The sequence below is a fragment of the Ichthyenterobacterium magnum genome (genome assembly GCF_003610635.1).
Lineage (GTDB): Bacteria > Bacteroidota > Bacteroidia > Flavobacteriales > Flavobacteriaceae > Ichthyenterobacterium > Ichthyenterobacterium magnum.
The window spans coordinates 20532-37080 of record NZ_RAQJ01000004.1 but is presented as its reverse complement, the minus strand read 5'-3'; the positions used below and the strand labels follow the sequence as shown (position 1 = coordinate 37080).

The 16549-nt window shown below is 30.4% G+C and carries 17 protein-coding genes and 2 tRNA genes; 8 read left to right on the top strand and 11 right to left on the bottom strand.

Translation table 11 applies throughout. The annotated features are described in order from the left end of the window. Positions 1-88: 88 nt before the first annotated feature. Entirely contained in the window at positions 89-1171 is a 1083-nt protein-coding gene (locus tag BXY80_RS10310; RefSeq protein WP_120201651.1) for a MauE/DoxX family redox-associated membrane protein, read from the top strand. Then, entirely contained in the window at positions 1171-2292 is a 1122-nt protein-coding gene (locus BXY80_RS10305) for an acyltransferase family protein (protein ID WP_120201649.1), read from the top strand. The genes BXY80_RS10310 and BXY80_RS10305 overlap by 1 nt, the downstream gene beginning before the upstream one ends. Here the strand turns inward: BXY80_RS10305 and BXY80_RS10300 are convergent. Together BXY80_RS10300 and BXY80_RS10295 are read right to left on the bottom strand one after the other, a co-directional pair. Further along, positions 2284-2871, bottom strand: a complete 588-nt coding sequence (locus BXY80_RS10300; RefSeq protein WP_120201647.1) for an SCO family protein — start codon at positions 2869-2871, stop codon at positions 2284-2286. The genes BXY80_RS10305 and BXY80_RS10300 overlap by 9 nt on opposite strands. After that, positions 2872-4020 carry a hypothetical protein gene (locus BXY80_RS10295; RefSeq protein WP_120201645.1) on the bottom strand — a complete coding sequence of 383 codons (1149 nt, stop codon included), beginning with the start codon at positions 4018-4020 and terminating at the stop codon, positions 2872-2874. 381 nt (positions 4021-4401) lie between these two features. Here BXY80_RS10295 and BXY80_RS10290 point away from each other — a divergent pair, with 381 nt between their 5' ends. The 4 genes from BXY80_RS10290 to BXY80_RS10275 all read left to right on the top strand — a co-directional run bounded on the left by BXY80_RS10290 (position 4402) and on the right by BXY80_RS10275 (position 9026). Then, positions 4402-6669 carry an aconitate hydratase gene (locus tag BXY80_RS10290; protein ID WP_120201643.1) on the top strand — a complete coding sequence of 756 codons (2268 nt, stop codon included), beginning with the start codon at positions 4402-4404 and terminating at the stop codon, positions 6667-6669. A 114-nt stretch (positions 6670-6783) separates the two neighbouring features. Next, on the top strand, positions 6784-7455 hold the full coding sequence (locus BXY80_RS10285; protein WP_120201641.1) for a Crp/Fnr family transcriptional regulator: 672 nt from the start codon (positions 6784-6786) through the stop codon (positions 7453-7455). A gap of 73 nt (positions 7456-7528) precedes the next feature. Further along, the gene (locus BXY80_RS10280) at positions 7529-8392 is read left to right on the top strand and encodes an anti-sigma factor (protein WP_120201640.1); all 864 of its coding nucleotides are present in this window, start codon (positions 7529-7531) and stop codon (positions 8390-8392) included. Between the two features lie 76 nt (positions 8393-8468). Next, positions 8469-9026 carry a TlpA family protein disulfide reductase gene (locus tag BXY80_RS10275; protein ID WP_120201638.1) on the top strand — a complete coding sequence of 186 codons (558 nt, stop codon included), beginning with the start codon at positions 8469-8471 and terminating at the stop codon, positions 9024-9026. Here BXY80_RS10275 and BXY80_RS10270 read toward each other — a convergent pair. From BXY80_RS10270 to BXY80_RS10240, 7 genes are all read right to left on the bottom strand, one after another. After that, complete coding sequence (locus BXY80_RS10270) at positions 9003-9707, bottom strand: lycopene cyclase domain-containing protein (protein ID WP_120201636.1); 705 nt, start codon at positions 9705-9707, stop codon at positions 9003-9005. The two genes, BXY80_RS10275 and BXY80_RS10270, sit on opposite strands and share 24 nt — an antisense overlap. A gap of 71 nt (positions 9708-9778) precedes the next feature. Continuing rightward, positions 9779-10228: a sterol desaturase family protein gene (locus tag BXY80_RS10265; RefSeq protein ID WP_120201634.1), complete on the bottom strand. Its 450-nt coding sequence runs from the start codon at positions 10226-10228 to the stop codon at positions 9779-9781. 9 nt (positions 10229-10237) lie between these two features. Then, on the bottom strand, positions 10238-11077 hold the full coding sequence (locus BXY80_RS10260; protein WP_120201632.1) for a phytoene/squalene synthase family protein: 840 nt from the start codon (positions 11075-11077) through the stop codon (positions 10238-10240). A 5-nt stretch (positions 11078-11082) separates the two neighbouring features. Next, a complete protein-coding gene (locus tag BXY80_RS10255) occupies positions 11083-12582 on the bottom strand; it encodes a phytoene desaturase family protein (RefSeq protein WP_120201631.1) in 1500 nt (499 codons plus the stop codon). Between the two features lie 50 nt (positions 12583-12632). Next, positions 12633-13529 carry a MerR family transcriptional regulator gene (locus tag BXY80_RS10250; protein WP_120201629.1) on the bottom strand — a complete coding sequence of 299 codons (897 nt, stop codon included), beginning with the start codon at positions 13527-13529 and terminating at the stop codon, positions 12633-12635. Between the two features lie 101 nt (positions 13530-13630). Beyond that, positions 13631-13714: transfer RNA gene (locus BXY80_RS10245), tRNA-Leu, on the bottom strand. 59 nt (positions 13715-13773) lie between these two features. Further along, positions 13774-13846, bottom strand: a tRNA-Lys gene (locus BXY80_RS10240). 129 nt (positions 13847-13975) lie between these two features. Here BXY80_RS10240 and BXY80_RS10235 point away from each other — a divergent pair. Continuing rightward, positions 13976-14494 (top strand): shikimate kinase, encoded by a 519-nt coding sequence (locus BXY80_RS10235; protein WP_120201627.1) that lies wholly within the window; start codon positions 13976-13978, stop codon positions 14492-14494. Here BXY80_RS10235 and BXY80_RS10230 read toward each other — a convergent pair. Both BXY80_RS10230 and BXY80_RS10225 read right to left on the bottom strand, forming a co-directional pair. Beyond that, positions 14486-14989 carry a phosphoribosyltransferase family protein gene (locus BXY80_RS10230; protein WP_120201625.1) on the bottom strand — a complete coding sequence of 168 codons (504 nt, stop codon included), beginning with the start codon at positions 14987-14989 and terminating at the stop codon, positions 14486-14488. The genes BXY80_RS10235 and BXY80_RS10230 overlap by 9 nt on opposite strands. A 52-nt stretch (positions 14990-15041) precedes the next feature. Then, entirely contained in the window at positions 15042-15413 is a 372-nt protein-coding gene (locus BXY80_RS10225; RefSeq protein ID WP_120201624.1) for an RNA-binding S4 domain-containing protein, read from the bottom strand. Between the two features lie 137 nt (positions 15414-15550). Between BXY80_RS10225 and BXY80_RS10220 the strand changes: the two genes are divergently transcribed. After that, positions 15551-16540: an FKBP-type peptidyl-prolyl cis-trans isomerase gene (locus BXY80_RS10220; RefSeq protein WP_120201622.1), complete on the top strand. Its 990-nt coding sequence runs from the start codon at positions 15551-15553 to the stop codon at positions 16538-16540. The last annotated feature ends 9 nt before the right edge of the window (positions 16541-16549 follow it).

Sequence of the window (16549 nt, the reverse complement as noted above, 5' to 3'; positions counted from 1 at the left end):
CTATAAGATCAATAGTTGATTATAGTCGACTACTCATTTTCTTTTATTAATTTAGTCCTAGCCAATACAACTAGCCATAAAGCACTAAATGAATACTAATGTTACTCTAAAACCTTTTAAAGGAGACAAGCTGTTTTGGGTAAGGCTTTTTGCATTTTTTGCATTTTTAATACCATTAATTATTTCTCCTAGAGTTTGGATTTCTGAGCGATTATTTCCTTTGGTTTCCGTTTTTGAAAACTTACCAATACCAAGTTTAAGTGTAGATATTGCATTGATTTTAATTTTTTTAGTAAGCTTTATAATATTTGTATTTAAACCTAGTTGGAAGTTTGGGCTACCAATTGTACTTATATATGTGTTTTGGGTATTGCTAGACCAAAACAGAATTCAGCCTTTTTATTTTGAAATTATATTTATGGTTTTGGCACTTACCATGTTTCGAGAAAATCCAAAAGTAGCTAAGCAATGTATACTTTTAATATTGGTTGGTACTTATTTTTGGAGCGGAATGCATAAGTGCAATACTGTGTTTTTTGAAAAATGGGCTAACGGACTTACTAAACGTATTCCGTTTGTGCCTTCATGGATGCGACTCACATTTACGTATGCAGTACCATTTTTAGAAGCTTCATTTGGTGTTTTTTTAGTGTTTACCAAAACAAGAAAATTTGGGATTTGGCTTATAACTATTATGCATGCTATTATTCTCACTACATTCCTTATTGAAGGTTATGGCTATGTGGTATTCCCGATGACGCTATTTAATGTGTTTGTGTTATTCTATTTGTTTTATAACAAATCATTTTCGCCTAAAGAATTATTCAGCTTAAAACACCCTAAAGCTGTATTGTTTTTTTTGATTGCCATAATTTTTCCTTTTTTTAATTTTTTCGGATTATATGATCACATATTAGCATTTAGTTATTTTTCTGGTAAACCCAAGTATTGCAAAGTTTATTTCTCTGCAAATAAAGATATTGAAGCCTTACCAAGTCATATACGTTATAACGTTAGAAATGACCAAGGTAAATATTATATAGATTTAAATGAATGGTCTGGAAGAACCATAGGTTTGTTAGTATATCCTGAAGAAAGAGTATACAGAAACATACAAAAACATATTAATGGCTATCTTGATGCACCTAATACATATTTAGAATTTTATTAATGACAACTAAGCTTTCTAGATTATTTGGTTTAGACCTATTGCGCGCAATAGCAATTAGCTTAGTCGTGATTTCTCATTGTACTTTTTTGTTGTTTCCTAATACTACTTCTATTGTTTTAGATGTGATACGCCTTTTTGGTGCTGTTGGTGTAGACTTATTCTTTGTACTTAGTGGTTATTTAATTGGTGGCATATTACTCAAGCAAATTGCTTCTAACAAAACAAAGTTTAAAGACCTTTTTGTGTTTTGGAAACGTAGATGGCTTCGTACACTGCCAAACTATTTTTTGGTTTTAATACTTAACGTTTTACTCTTATCAGCTCTTGGGAAAGGATTAGTTAGCGATATATGGTTATATGTTCCTTTTTTGCAAAATTTTGTGACACAACATCCAGATTTTTTTACTGAAGCTTGGAGTCTTTCTATTGAAGAATATGCATATTTAATACTACCATTTTTAATGTATTGTAGTTTTACCGTATTTAAAAAAGTAAAACCCAAAAAACTGTTTTTAATTGTAACACTTGTAACAATAGTAGTTTTGTTTGGGCTTAAGTTATACTATGGTTTAACTACTGATGTTACTAGTTATAAGACATGGAGTTTAACATTTAGAAAAGTTGTAGTTTATAGATTAGATAGTATTTACTATGGCTTTTTGCTAATATATGTCTCAAAACAATTCCCTAACTGGGTTGCTAAGTGCAAAACGTATTTATTGTTATTAGGGATTGCTTTATTTGGTCTTTTGCACATAGCCATTTTTTGGTTTAAAATTATGCCTGAAACACATCTTATGTTCTATACGTTGTTTTATTTGCAAGTACTAATTTTAAGTTTGGGGCTAATGTTTCCTTATTTTTCTAGTCTTAATTACAAAGGTATTTGGCAACCTTTAGTGTATTTTATAAGCACGCGTTCTTATACTATTTATTTGGTTAACTACTCATTGGTACTATTAACGTTTCAGCATTTTTTTGAAATAGAACAGTTTTCTGTATTTCAAAAATGTTTCGCATTAATTGGATATTTAATAACGACTTTACTGATCTCTGAATTGATTTACAGATGGTTTGAACAACCAATTTTAAAGTTTAGAGATAAAAAATATTCACGATAAAAGATTGGAGATATCCCTTTTTAACCGCGCAACATCTTCATTTGCTAAAATATTATAAAAACCTCTTATCATTTGGTTTTTGTCAACCAATGCTACATAACTGCTATGATAGAAATCGGTACCATCTTCATTGGGTTTAAAATTGGTCATAAATTGATTGGCTTGTAGGCGCGTATTTTCTTCAGACGACCTAACAAACTGCCATTTTTGAGCTTTTATTCCAGTAGTTTCAGCATAACCTTTAAGTGTAACACTAGTATCATGTTTTGGGTCGATAGTATGAGAGATGATAACAAAGTCTGAATCGTTTTTAAATGCATCTGCAATAGCAGCAAGCTGTGCTTTCATTGGCGGACAAATACTTGGGCACTTAGTAAAAAAGAAATTGGCAATAAATATTTTGTCTTTTATTGTTTCGGTTGAAAATGATTCGCCTAATTGGTTTTCAAAACCCTTATAAGTAATTGTGTAGTTTTCTCTTTCGCCCAAGTCATTTATCTTATAACTTAAAATTGGAAGTTCTTTGGTGTTATTACAACCAATTAATAGAACAAAAAGAAAAAATGTAAAGCGTTTCATTTATAGGTTGGCGTTATATGTATTTAACTTCTCATCCATTTCTTTGTCGTATAAAAACACAAATATACTTGCCATCATATCTTGATTCGTGCCGCTTGTATTGTTAGTATTTAACACCAATTCGTATTCATGATTAGCATATAACATGATACCTTTTTCACTTGAAAACACAGGAATGTTTTTTAAACCTATTCTGTCTTTATGATTTTCTGCTTTAGATATAAATATTGTGGAGTCTATAGTTTTATCTCTAAAAGCTAGCGATTCGGCAAAAGGATGCAAATGTGTAATAATTTGATGCATGCTTGTGCTATCCTTGAGTTGTAATTGGTGTGTAATATTAGAACTGTATGTGGCCTTGCCAGGAAATATTACCCAATGTCCAGATAAGCTTTCACCATTACTGTTTTTGTAACTATGGTTTTTTATTTCAATAGGTAAACACATATTTGGATTTGCTTCTGTAGGACCTTTAAATGGGTTGTTAGAATCATAAGGCAACATCACAAAACAGTTTTTACTCATTAATGGTTTCATTGAAATATTGTGTGGTTGAAAACCAATATTTACTTTGTGTTTGACTGAAAATGCGTCAGATTTAATATTATGATTTAGGGTTTGAGTAGTTAAAAATAAATTTTCATTACTAAATACAGGGTATCCAAACCCATTAGGAAACTTAAAAGATTCCAGACCATTACTTAGAGATGTTAATCTTGGGTATTGTTCACCAATTCTGTGATTAAGATTCCAACGCGAATAATGTTCGCCATCGTAAATATTAATATTGGTATGACAAATAAAATCGTTGGAAAGTTGATTGGTTTCATTGGTGTCTAAAACTTGAGTCTTAAAAGAGGTAAGCCATATTAACTCATCTTTAGAGTTATCTACTTGAAAAGGGCTTATAGCTTGCGGACCTTCCATAGATTTGTAGATATTATCTATTATCAAAGTAGGAGAAATTAATGAAATGTGACTATCTTGGGTTGAAATGTTCCAAGTGTTATCTACTAAAGCAAGCTTGTGATAAATATGTTTTTTAACTATCGCTTTGTGTCTGTTAGATAGGTTAAAATAATAAATACCACCAATAATTATAAGTATTAGTATTGTAAAAAATGAATATTTTAACGCTTTATATTTCATTATAACGATGAGCTACTAAAACAAAATTAACTCTTTTTTTATGCAAATGGATTATTGTAAATGCATTTTTGGTTTAAACTAAGAGGTATTTATTACAATGCATTATGATTATATTGGTTAATAGGTTTTTTGAAAAACCAATAACAGATTTAAGAGATCTATCTCTAATAAAGCAAAAATTTGATTAAATAAGTTTTGTTAATTTATTATTTTATAATGTAAAATATTAACGATTATTCATTTTATTGTTAAAAAAAAGCTATTCTTATGAATTATATTTAGTTTTTGTTAGTTTTCGTTACATATTTTTTAAATATGTTGTAAAATTTGTACTTTTGCATGACTTTTAAAAACTAATATTCAACCTTAAACAATTTATATATGGCTTTTGACATAGACATGATAAAAAAAGTGTATTCAACTATGGTAGAACGTGTAGATAAAGCACGTGATATTGTAGGTAAACCACTAACGCTTTCTGAAAAGATTTTATATGCTCACCTTTGGGATGGAAATCCTAATAAAGCATTTATACGAGGAAAAGATTATGTCGATTTTGCACCAGACAGAATTGCTTGTCAAGATGCAACAGCTCAAATGGCTTTATTACAATTCATGCAAGCAGGAAAAAGCAAAGTTGCAGTTCCTACAACAGTACATTGTGATCACTTAATTCAAGCAAAACAAGGCGCTTCTCAAGATTTAAAACGTGCAAACGATGTAAGTAGCGAAGTGTTTGATTTTTTAGAATCGGTTTCAAATAAATACGGAATTGGTTTCTGGAAACCAGGAGCAGGAATTATTCATCAAGTAGTATTAGAAAATTATGCGTTCCCTGGAGGAATGATGATTGGTACAGATTCTCATACAGTAAATGCCGGCGGTTTAGGAATGGTTGCCATAGGTGTTGGTGGCGCAGATGCTGTAGATGTTATGGCAGGAATGGCTTGGGAACTAAAATTCCCTAAACTAATAGGTGTAAAATTAACAGGTAAGTTATCTGGTTGGACTGCACCAAAAGATGTAATTTTAAAAGTTGCCGGAATTGTTTCTGCTAAAGGAGGAACTGGAGCCATAGTAGAATATTTTGGACCTGGAGCTACAGCAATGTCATGTACTGGAAAAGGAACCATCTGTAATATGGGAGCAGAAATTGGAGCTACTACATCAACATTTGGTTATGATGAATCTATGGAGCGTTACTTACGTGCAACAGATAGAGCTGACGTTGCAGATGCTGCAAACCAAGTTAAAGATTATTTAACAGGAGATGCAGAGGTTTATGCTAATCCAGAGCAATATTTTGATCAAGTTATTGAAATTAACTTATCAGAATTAGGACCATTATTAAATGGCCCTTTTACTCCAGATTTATCAACACAAGTTGGTAGTGAAATGACTGAAAGAGCAAAAACCAATGATTGGCCTGTTCAAGTAGAATGGGGATTAATAGGTTCATGTACTAACTCGTCTTACGAAGATTTATCAAGAGCATCTTCTATTGCGCAACAAGCTTTAGATAAAGGTTTGAAAATGAAAGCTGAATTAGGAATTAATCCAGGATCAGAGCAAGTACGATACACAGCTGAGCGTGATGGTATTCTTGAAGTGTTTGAGAATTTAGATGCAAAAATATTTACAAATGCTTGTGGACCATGTATTGGGCAATGGGCAAGATATAATGACCCTAAAAATGCACCAAAAAATAGTATAGTGCATTCATTTAATAGAAACTTTGCAAAACGTGCCGATGGTAACCCTAATACACATGCTTTTGTTGCTTCACCAGAAATAACAGCAGCAATAGCAATAGCTGGACGTTTAGATTTTAATCCTTTAAAAGATAAATTAATCAATGAAGATGGTCAAGAAGTTATGTTTGATGAGCCAACAGGATGGGAATTACCACCAAAAGGATTTGATGTAAAGGACAATGGATATATTGAGCCAGTTGCAGATGGAAGCGGTGTTGATGTTTCTGTAAGCCCAACTTCAGAAAGATTACAACTTTTAACACCATTTAAACCAATTGGAAATACAATCTCTGGAGCTAAACTATTAATTAAAGCTTTTGGTAAATGTACTACTGATCATATCTCTATGGCTGGTCCATGGTTACGTTTTAGAGGACATTTAGATAACATTTCTAATAACTGTTTAATTGGAGCCGTAAATGCATTTGGTAAGAAAACAAACTTTGTAAAGAACCAGTTAACAGGTGAATTTGGAGGCGTTCCAGATACAGCAAGAGCATATAAAGCTGCAGGCGTTAGAACAGTCGTTGTTGGTGATCATAATTACGGAGAAGGATCGTCTAGAGAGCATGCAGCAATGGAACCAAGACATTTAGGTGTAGCAGCTGTAATTGTAAAATCGTTTGCTAGAATACATGAAACAAACCTAAAAAAACAAGGAATGTTAGGATTAACTTTTGCTAATGAAAGTGATTACGATTTAATACAAGAAGATGATACATTCAACTTTGTAGATTTAAATGAGTTTGCTCCAGGAAAACAGTTAACATTAGAAACTGTTCATGCAGATGGAAGCAAAGATACTATCATGTTAAATCATACTTATAATCAATCACAGATAGATTGGTATAATGAAGGCTCTGCATTAAATCTAATAAAGAAAGAAAACGCATAATTTTTTTATTTAATAAGCTAAAACTCCTGAATAATTCAGGAGTTTTTTTGTGCTTCTTTGTAAGGATGTAACTTGTTTAACGACAATCAATTCATCTAACAAAACAATAAAAAAATGAATTCACTTTGGTTTTTTGATGATGTCAATTTATTTAAAGTGCTTTGCCCTCATAAGTTTAAAGCTTATAAGCAAGATCACGATTTTGATGCCTATAAAAAGAAAGATTACATCTACTTTGAAGAAGACTCATCTAATAAGATTTATTTAATTGAAAAAGGTAAAGTAAAAATCGGTTACTACTCTGAAGATGGAGGAGAAGTCGTTAAGGCGATTTTAACTAAAGGAGAATTGTTTGGGGAGAAAGCCATTCTTGGTGAAAGCAAAAGAGATGAGTTTGCCCAATCTGTTGATGATAAAACCTCAATATGTCCAATTGGTGTGCAAACTATGCATGACCTAATGAGAGATAATCAAACCTTTAGTTTTAAGGTATATAAATTTATTGGACTTAAATTTAAAAAGTTAGAAAGACGACTTCAACTACTTTTATTTAAAGATACTAAAACGCGTCTTGTAGAATTTTTAGATGAGCTGTGTGAAGAATATGGTTACAACTGTGAAAACACAGGAGATCATGTTATAAAGCATCCATATACACAAAAAGATATTGCTTCTTTAATAGGTACTTCTAGACCAACACTTAATATTCTTTTAAACGAATTAAAAGAAGAAAGTTATATCGATTTTAGTAGAAAAGAAATAAGAATTTTGAAAAAAGTTGGCTAGTGTTAGGTAGCTAACATTTAATGTGTCAATCATTAAATAATTTTGAAGTATAGAAATTTTAAAATTATAAGTGATGATAAAAAAAATGTGTTTAGCAGTATTAGCAATAGGAGTTTTTGCTATGTCTTGCAGTAGTGACGATGATAATAATGGTCCTACAACCTCAAGTTTGACATTAAATCTTAGTGGTTTAGAAGATTTAGGAAGTGATTTTGTTTATGAAGGATGGATTATTGTTGATGGTTCTCCTGTATCTACAGGAACATTTTCTAGTATTACGTTTCCGCAAACATTTCAAGTAAATACAAATCAATTAAATACTGCAACAGCTTTTGTGTTGTCTATTGAACCAGCTGTAGATCCAGATCCATTACCAAGTGCAATTAAAATTTTAGCTGGTGATTTTGCTGGAGGTTCGGCAAGTGTAAATACTGATCTTATTGCTGACTTCTCTACAATAGCAGGAGACTATGTTTTAGTTACACCTTCTACTAATGATACAACAGATAATAATAAAGGTGTTTGGTTTTTAGACCCAACAGCTGGACCAGCAGCAACTTTAGAACTTCCTATGTTACCTACTGGTTGGAAGTATGAAGGCTGGGCAATTATTGATGGTACTCCAGTTTCATCAGGTCGCTTTAGTACAGCAGCAGGAGCAGATGAAGACGGTAATCCTTTTGCAGGTACAGATAATACGATGTTGCCTCCTTTTCCTGGAGAAGATTTTATTATGGGAATGGCAAATGGTGTAGATTTAGCAGCAGCAACCCATATTTCTAGAGTTGTTGTGTCTATAGAACCAGAACCAGACAATAGTCCAAATCCATTTTTACTTAAACCATTAGTTGGTGAAGCATTAGATGAAAATTCTGCAACAGCACCAACGTTACATTCTTTATCAGGAACGCTACCAACAGGTACAGCAACTCGATAACTAATAGATTAAATTTTGTTTTTTGTTAGATTTATAGCATAGTTTCGACTCAGAAACTATGCTATAATTATTTAAAATGAAATTAAAAAAAATGAAACGCAGTAATATTATTTTTTTAATAGTTATTGCACTTTTATTAATACCTCAAACACGATTACCTATTCAGGTTTTTATTCATAAAGGATTGGCAATGTTTAGTCCATCTATAAAAAGTGAGCTTAAAGATAAAATCACTTTTTCTAATTGGGAATTAAAGAGCCTAGATGGAAAACGTATCAATTTTAAAAACTTAGAAGGCAAGGTTGTCTTTTTGAATTTTTGGGCAACTTGGTGTCCGCCTTGCATTGCAGAGTTACCTCAAATTCAAGAATTGTATAATGATTATAATGATAAAGTCGAGTTTGTTATTGTATCTAATGAAAAGAGAGAAACTATTCAGAAGTTTTTAGATAGAAAAGGGTATGAACTAGAGACTTATATTTCACTTAGTATTTATCCAGAAAAATTAACTATTTCGAGTATTCCAAGAACATTTTTAATTGATAAAGAGGGAACTATTGTAATTGATAAGAATGGTGCAGCAAATTGGAATAGTGATGAAGTTAGAAGCTTAATTGACAAGCTTCTGTTTTGAAAACCTTTTATAGAAAAAGTCTGTAAGTGCTAAATTTATTAAAATAAGTGAAAAAGCATAAACAGTATCCTCAATAGGTATTGTAAATAAGCGAAGGTTCAAATTCTCGTTATTGTTATACCATACAATTTCGTTATCTATAAAACTCCCAGTTAAAATACCATTAACTATAAAAAAAGGAATAAGCATCACTAAAAATGTAAGATAGTAACTGTGTAAAATAGAACTATTAAATAGTCTTACTAATAGCAATGTTATTATTGTTACAATAAAATTGACAAGTGTATACCATTTATCATAATATATAAAGCTTAGTAAAAGTAGTATTGCTATTATAATGTGGGTTATTATTGTTGAGTTTTTTGGCCGCAAACCTAGATTTGGAAAATAATGAAGTAATGCATAATGTGTAAATACACAAGCGTAAGGGATACAAATAAAAAACAACCATTCTTCTATAGGTAATGATAATAATTTTGTTCCTATAAAATAGTCACTATTAAAACCCCAAATGCCATTAAGGGTAAAAATAATATCCCAAGAAATGAATAGAATGGAACTTATTATAATTGAAAGAAACAAAGCTTTCCAGTATCTATAAAATTTAAGTTTAGGATGAAAGCTAAACAAAAAAGGAATTAATAAAGAACCAAAATTTAATATTAAGTAAAGGCTTTTCATTTTACTGACTTACGAAGTAGTTTTTTCTTTTATTAGTTAAATAAAGAAATTAGTTTAAAAAAAGCAATTAATCACCTTTTAAAGTATTTAAATGGGACTAACAGCATTCCAAAGCATTCGCCTTCAGTTTTTCCTAAATGTTTATGATGAATCTTATGAGCACGTCTTACACCTTTTGCATACCAATTATTAGCCTTTCTGAAAAACTTAAAACGTTGATGAATGAATATATCATGAACAACAAAATAAGCTAAACCATAAGCAAAAATCCCCAAACCAATAGGTAGGCAAAACCAAACATCATTAATGTTCCATTGGTAAAAACAAATAATGCTTATCACTGCATAAAATAAGAAAAAAGCATCATTGCGTTCAAACCAACTATCGTGGTCTTTAAGATGATGATCTTTATGCAAACTCCATAAAAAACCATGCATAACATATTTATGAGTAAACCAAGCCATAAATTCCATAATTGAAAATGTACTCAAAAAAATAAATATCCAAAGTGTTATGCGCATACTATAAAATTACATTAAATTAAGTTGATACTTTACATAACTTCTCGTTAAGAGCTCAAATTTTTTGTGATTTGGAATTCTTATACGCGTATTTTTTATTTCTAAAGCAGGTGTTTTTTTTAGTTTTTGTAATAGTTGTCTATAGTATCTATAAGCCATGAATACTCCAAATTTTGCTTCAATAGGTAGTTTTTTAATTCCTAATACCCCTTTAGTGAAATCAGCTTCAATATCATTTATAATAGCTTCTTTAGTATTTTCATCAAGGTTGTTTAGGTCTGTGTTAGGAAAGTAAGTGCGCTCTAAATCATCATGATCCGCTTTAAGGTCTCTAAGGAAGTTTACCTTTTGAAAGGCAGAACCCAAAGCCATAGCTGTGTCTTTAAGTTCTTCAAATTTATCTGGATTACCTTTTACAAACACCTTTAAACACATAAGACCAACTACATCAGCTGAACCATAAATATATAATTTGTATTCTTCAGAAGTTAGGTATTCTTTCTTGTGTAAATCTAAACGCATACTATTCATAAATGCATTTACATAAGCTATATCTAAATTATATTTATGAAAGGTGTGTTGAAATGCATTAAGAATTGGGTTTAAGCTTATTTTATATTCTATAGCACGTTTTAAATCTTCTTCAAATAGATTAAATAAGGTTTCTTTATCATAATCATGAAATGAATCTACAATTTCATCTGCAGCTCTAACAAATCCATATATGTTATAAATATCTTGTCTAATTGATTTTGAAAGCATTTTTGTTGCTAAAGAAAAAGATGTGCTATAAGTGTTTGTAATAGATTTAGAACATTGATATGAAACGGAGTCAAAAATTACTTTCATAAAAATTAATTTGAAGTATTAACGGTAACTTTAGTCTTTTGATTTGCAAGTTGTTTAGTAATAAGTTCAGCGGCCAATTTTCCCGAAACTAATGATGGAGGAACTCCTGGTCCAGGCACTGTAAGTTGTCCTGTAAAAAATAAATTCTTTACTTTTTTGCTTCTTAGTTTAGGTCTTAAAAATGCAGTTTGCATTAAAGTGTTTGCCATACCATATGCATTTCCTTTATAGGAGTTGTAGTCTTTTATAAAGTCATTTATACAAAAACTTTCCTTAAATAAAATATTTGAACTCACACTTTGCGAGGTTAGTTTTTCAAAACGTTCAATGATGATATTAAAATAGCGTTCTCTTATTTCTGTAGTATCTTTTATCCCTGGCGCTAATGGTATAAGAAAAATACCAGCTTCTTTATCTTGTGGAGCTAAATTGCTATCTGTTGTACTTGGAAAACTAGCATAGAATAATGGGTTTTTTGGCCACTTTGGATTATCATAAATTGCTTTAGCATGTTCATCAAAATCAACATCAAAAAAGAGTGTATGATGGTTTACATTCTTTAATTTCTTGTCAAAACCAATATAAAATAGTAGAGAAGATGGAGCAAAGGTTTTCTTTTCCCAATAGGTATTTGAATATTGACGATATTTTTTATTTAATAGAGTTTCAGAATGATGGTAATCTGCACCACTTAATACAATGTCAGAATAATATGTTTTACCATTTGAGATTACTCCTGTAGCGGTGCCATCATTAACAAGTATTTGTTCAATAGGAGCGTTTGTATTTATGCTTACTCCTAGTTCTTCAGCTAAATTTCTCATCGCCAAAATCACTTGGTACATGCCTCCTTTAGGGTGAAATGTTCCTAAGCCAAAATCGGCATAATTCATAAAACTATAGAAAGAAGGTGTATTACTAGGCTTTGCACCTAAAAACAATACTGGAAATTCTAAAATTTGTGCTAGTCGTTTATTTTTAAATTCTTTACGGACATCACGTTTAATATTACCAAAAAACTGATTAATTTTTGTTGCCGTTTTTAGAGTTATCAGCTCTAATGGTGAAACTCCAGGATTATAAACCAAATCTTTAATAGCGATATTGTAATTGTTTTGTGCTTGGTTTATAAACTTTTTTAATTTTTTAGAGCTTCCTTTTTCTTCTTTTTCAAATGCAATACAGATTTTATCTAAAGTATCTTCTATTGTGATAAAATCATTTTTCCCAAAGTATACACTATATGCAGGATTGAGTTTTTCTAAATTATAATAGTCTGATGAGCTTTTATCAAAATCATTAAAGAAACGCTCAAATACATCTGGCATCCAATACCATGTTGGGCCAATATCAAATGTGAAGCCTTCTCTTTTTAATTGCCTTGCACGTCCACCAATTGTGTTATTCTTTTCAAAAACAGAGACATTATAGCCAGCTTTAGCTAAATAACAAGATGCTGCTAGAGACGAAAAACCAGAGCCAATTATAGAGATAGAATATTTCATTTGTTTAACAAATATACAAAAAAATTAAACAAAATAAAATTTACCTAATTTTATAATTCATCAACTAGTTTTTGAATAGAATTAAAAGCTTTAAATTGAGAAGAAAGAGTTTTAGTGTCTATATTTTGAATCATTTTACCTAGCACCCAAAATTTAGAATCTGAGCTATTTAGTATTTTTAGTTCAACATCTTTTAAATATTGAGGTAAATCTTCTTTATTAGGTTTTACGGTAAAATATGAAATAAAAGTAATGTCGTTATAATAATTTAAAACATCAACTAAACTATTTAAAGGTACGCTCTGCCCTAAAAGTATAGCATGATGACCATGAGCTACAATTTCATAATTAATAAAAAGCAAACCAAGTTCGTGCACTTCATTGTCTGGAAGATATAATACAAATGTGCGATTTGTTGTAGAGGCTGTAGTCTTAATATTTTCGGTATTAATAAGTATTTTTTGACGAATTAAATTTGTTAAAAAATGCTCATGAGCAGGCGTAATTGTATCTGTTTGCCATAGCATACCAATTTCTGACATTAGTGGAATAAAAACTTCATAAAATATAGCTCTAAAAGGTTTTTCTCTAATTAGGCTGTTATAAGTATTGTAAAATAGTACTTGATCAAAATTAAGCATAGATAGCTTAAAAGAGTTTATAGCATGGTTTTCAAGATTGCTTTGATTGGCTATGGATCTAACTAATTCTGGAATTTCTACTTCCTCAAGCTTAGCTATTTTAGATATTTTATAACCATTTTCATTAAGATAACTTACATTAAGTAGCTTTTGAAAGTTAGATAAATCGTAGTACCTAATGTTGGTGTTTGTACGTTTGGGTTTAAGTAGATTATAGCGTTTTTCCCAAATCCTTATGGTATGTGCCTTGATACCAGTTAAGTTTTCAAGGTCTTTTATACTGAACTTATTTTTTACGTTGTTCATTCATTTTTAATAAATGGTAAACAAAAATAGTGTTTTTTGTTTTATCTATTAAAATAGTTTGTGATATTCAATTTGTTATATTTCATTATAGAAGTTAAAAGTGCGCACGAGAAGACTCGAACTTCCACGAACTAATGTCCACCAACCCCTCAAGCTGGCGCGTCTACCAATTCCGCCACGTGCGCAATAATGAAGTCATCAAAAATAAAAAAAGTTAAGCAATATAGCTTAACTTTTTTTGTTGTGACCAGTCTGGGGCTCGAACCCAGGACCCTCTCCTTAAAAGGGAGATGCTCTACCAACTGAGCTAACTGGTCAATAAGTTTCTCTAACGAGGGTGCAAATATAAAATGTTTAATTAAAAAAACAATACTTTTTTTATATAAATTTTTGTTTTTTTGCATGTGTATTATGTATGTTTTTAATAATCAATTTGTAAGCGTTTTATGGTTATAGTCTTAATGGGTTATATGGGTTCGGGTAAATCGATAATTTCGAATAAATTATCTCAGATTTTGAATTTCGAACATCTGGATTTAGATAATTATATTGAAATTAAGGAAGACATGTCTGTTTCCGATATTTTTAAGTCTAAAGGTGAGATTTATTTCAGAAAAAAAGAAAATGAATACTTAAATGAGGTTATTACTAAAGAAAATACTGTAATTGCCTTAGGTGGAGGCACACCATGTTATGGTAGTAATATGAACTTGATTTTGCAGTCTGATAATGTTATCAGCATATATTTAAAAACATCAATTAAAAATTTAGCTAATAGATTAATTACAGAAACTTCAAAACGCCCTTTAATTTCACATATTGAAACAATTGATGAACTAAGTGAATATATAGGAAAGCATTTATTTGAACGTTCGTTTTATTACAATCAATCAAAAATCTTAATTAATACAGACGAAAAGTCAATTGATGATATTGTAGAAGCTATTTTATTTCAATTACTTTAAATAAGCTTCAAACTGTTTCCCCTTTAAAATAACTTCTACATGTTCATGTAAAGATGTTGACAAAGAAATTCCTTTAAAATCAGCTTTTACAGGGTATTTTTTATGATTTCTATTTACCAAAACAGCAGTTTTAAATTGTTTTAGAGGCACATCTAAAAAATACTTGACGCCATAGATTAGTGTACTACCAGAATTTAGTACATCATCAATTAAAACAACAGATTTGTTTTTATAATCTTCGGCATCTAAACTTGTACTAATTTCAGAAAGCGGATTTTTTTTATCAATAACCACTTTACAGAGTACAGACTTTAAATCTGAAATTTCATCTAAAATAGATTTGAGCTTTTTAGCTAAAATAAAACCGTTGCTTTCTATTCCTGCTAGAATTATTTCACTTTCATTTACATTGCTTTCGTAAATTTGGTATGCAATACGCTTTATTTTGTGGTTAATTTCTTGATGGTTTAGAATATGATTTTTAGTATCAGCCATAACGATTAGTTTTTTCAAAGATAAAAAGACTTATTTGTTTTGTTGTATAGAATTATTCAGATTCGTCTGTATATTCATCAATATCTCTTCTATCTTTTTTTGTAGGTCTACCAGTTCCTTTTTTTCGATAATAATCTTTAGCATATTTTAAAAGTTCTTTAGTTTCAAAAGCTTCTTTTGGCGTCGTATCAATTCTATAAATATCAACAAGTTTAGCACCAACGCGATTTGGTGGTATTTCATTGACTGTTAGTTTATAGTTGATTTGGTCTTTACGTAACTCAATTTTATCAGTGATGTAAATATCTCTGCTTGGCTTTGCTGTTAGACCATTTACCTTTACATGACCTTTTTTGCATGCATTGGTTGCAATGCTCCTAGTTTTATAGTATCTAATGCACCAAAGAAATTTATCTATTCGCATATTAAAGTTGTGAAATTGACGTTAATTGTGTTGTGCAAAAGTATTATATTATTGTATCTTGCGCCTTAAAAATAGACAATATTGATCTTTGTAAATTAAATATTGTTTTGTGTATATGAAAGAAAAAGTGAATTGAAATGAAAATTAAAAATTTTAGTCTATTACTCTTAGTATTTATATTGTCTTTTACATCGTGTAAAAAAGATGACGATGGTTCAAATGTTAGTTTGGTGCCAGAGAGAGATAGAGCAGAACAGCAAATTGAAGATAAAGCAAATTTATTAGAGTATCTAGAAACTCATTATTATAATGCTTCAACTTTTTCTACGCCAGGAAATTATACAATATCTGATATTATAATTACCGAGTTACCTGAAGATGGTGTTTTACCAGACCCAAGTAATAATACCTTACTTATAGATGCTGTAGAAATAAAAACGTCAACTTTTGCTGATGTACAATATGAATATTATATACTAAAACTAAATCAAGGTGGTGGTGACACACCTAACTTTACAGATGATGTTAAGGTTAATTACGAGGGGAGTTTATTAGACGAAGATGTTTTTGATTTTACAATAAATTCTACAGTCTTTGATTTGCTTAGTTTAGTTGAGGGATGGAATAAAGTTATGCCAGAGTTTAATACTGCAACATCGTTTATTATTAATGAAGACGGAACAGAACAATATGATGATTACGGTTTGGGTGTTATGTTTTTACCTTCGGGGTTAGGTTATTTTTCTTCTCCTCCTTTTGGATCTTCAATACCAGCCTATTCTAACCTTATTTTTAAGTTTGAACTGTATCAAACTGAAGCTAATGATCATGATAACGATGGTGTTTTTTCTCATTTAGAAGACTTAAACATGAATAGTGATTTACTAGATGATAATACAGATGGAGACAATTTATCTAATTTTATAGATGCTGATGATGATGGTGACGGAACATTAACTATAAATGAAGATTTAGAACCTGACAGTGATTTACTTGTAGATAGAAACAATGATGGTGACCCAACAAATGATATTGGTGATGGAGACCCAACCAATGATGATACAGATGGTGACGGAATACCAAATTATCTTGATACAGATAATACAGAGTCTAGATTGGATGAATAATATATAGAT

Excerpts from the sequence above, each read along its gene's own strand:
- BXY80_RS10260 (WP_120201632.1), bottom strand. The coding sequence starts at position 11,077 with ATGAAAGTAATTTTTGACTCCGTTTCATATCAATGTTCTAAATCTATT.
- BXY80_RS10280 (WP_120201640.1), top strand. The coding sequence starts at position 7,529 with ATGATAAAAAAAATGTGTTTAGCAGTATTAGCAATAGGAGTTTTTGCT.
- BXY80_RS10235 (WP_120201627.1), top strand. The coding sequence starts at position 13,976 with ATGGTTATAGTCTTAATGGGTTATATGGGTTCGGGTAAATCGATAATT.
- BXY80_RS10255 (WP_120201631.1), bottom strand. The coding sequence starts at position 12,582 with ATGAAATATTCTATCTCTATAATTGGCTCTGGTTTTTCGTCTCTAGCA.
- BXY80_RS10275 (WP_120201638.1), top strand. The coding sequence starts at position 8,469 with ATGAAATTAAAAAAAATGAAACGCAGTAATATTATTTTTTTAATAGTT.
- BXY80_RS10285 (WP_120201641.1), top strand. The coding sequence starts at position 6,784 with ATGAATTCACTTTGGTTTTTTGATGATGTCAATTTATTTAAAGTGCTT.
- BXY80_RS10290 (WP_120201643.1), top strand. The coding sequence starts at position 4,402 with ATGGCTTTTGACATAGACATGATAAAAAAAGTGTATTCAACTATGGTA.
- BXY80_RS10270 (WP_120201636.1), bottom strand. The coding sequence starts at position 9,707 with ATGAAAAGCCTTTACTTAATATTAAATTTTGGTTCTTTATTAATTCCT.
- BXY80_RS10305 (WP_120201649.1), top strand. The coding sequence starts at position 1,171 with ATGACAACTAAGCTTTCTAGATTATTTGGTTTAGACCTATTGCGCGCA.
- BXY80_RS10220 (WP_120201622.1), top strand. The coding sequence starts at position 15,551 with ATGAAAATTAAAAATTTTAGTCTATTACTCTTAGTATTTATATTGTCT.
- BXY80_RS10300 (WP_120201647.1), bottom strand. The coding sequence starts at position 2,871 with ATGAAACGCTTTACATTTTTTCTTTTTGTTCTATTAATTGGTTGTAAT.
- BXY80_RS10250 (WP_120201629.1), bottom strand. The coding sequence starts at position 13,529 with ATGAACAACGTAAAAAATAAGTTCAGTATAAAAGACCTTGAAAACTTA.
- BXY80_RS10265 (WP_120201634.1), bottom strand. The coding sequence starts at position 10,228 with ATGCGCATAACACTTTGGATATTTATTTTTTTGAGTACATTTTCAATT.
- BXY80_RS10230 (WP_120201625.1), bottom strand. The coding sequence starts at position 14,989 with ATGGCTGATACTAAAAATCATATTCTAAACCATCAAGAAATTAACCAC.
- BXY80_RS10310 (WP_120201651.1), top strand. The coding sequence starts at position 89 with ATGAATACTAATGTTACTCTAAAACCTTTTAAAGGAGACAAGCTGTTT.
- BXY80_RS10295 (WP_120201645.1), bottom strand. The coding sequence starts at position 4,020 with ATGAAATATAAAGCGTTAAAATATTCATTTTTTACAATACTAATACTT.
- BXY80_RS10225 (WP_120201624.1), bottom strand. The coding sequence starts at position 15,413 with ATGCGAATAGATAAATTTCTTTGGTGCATTAGATACTATAAAACTAGG.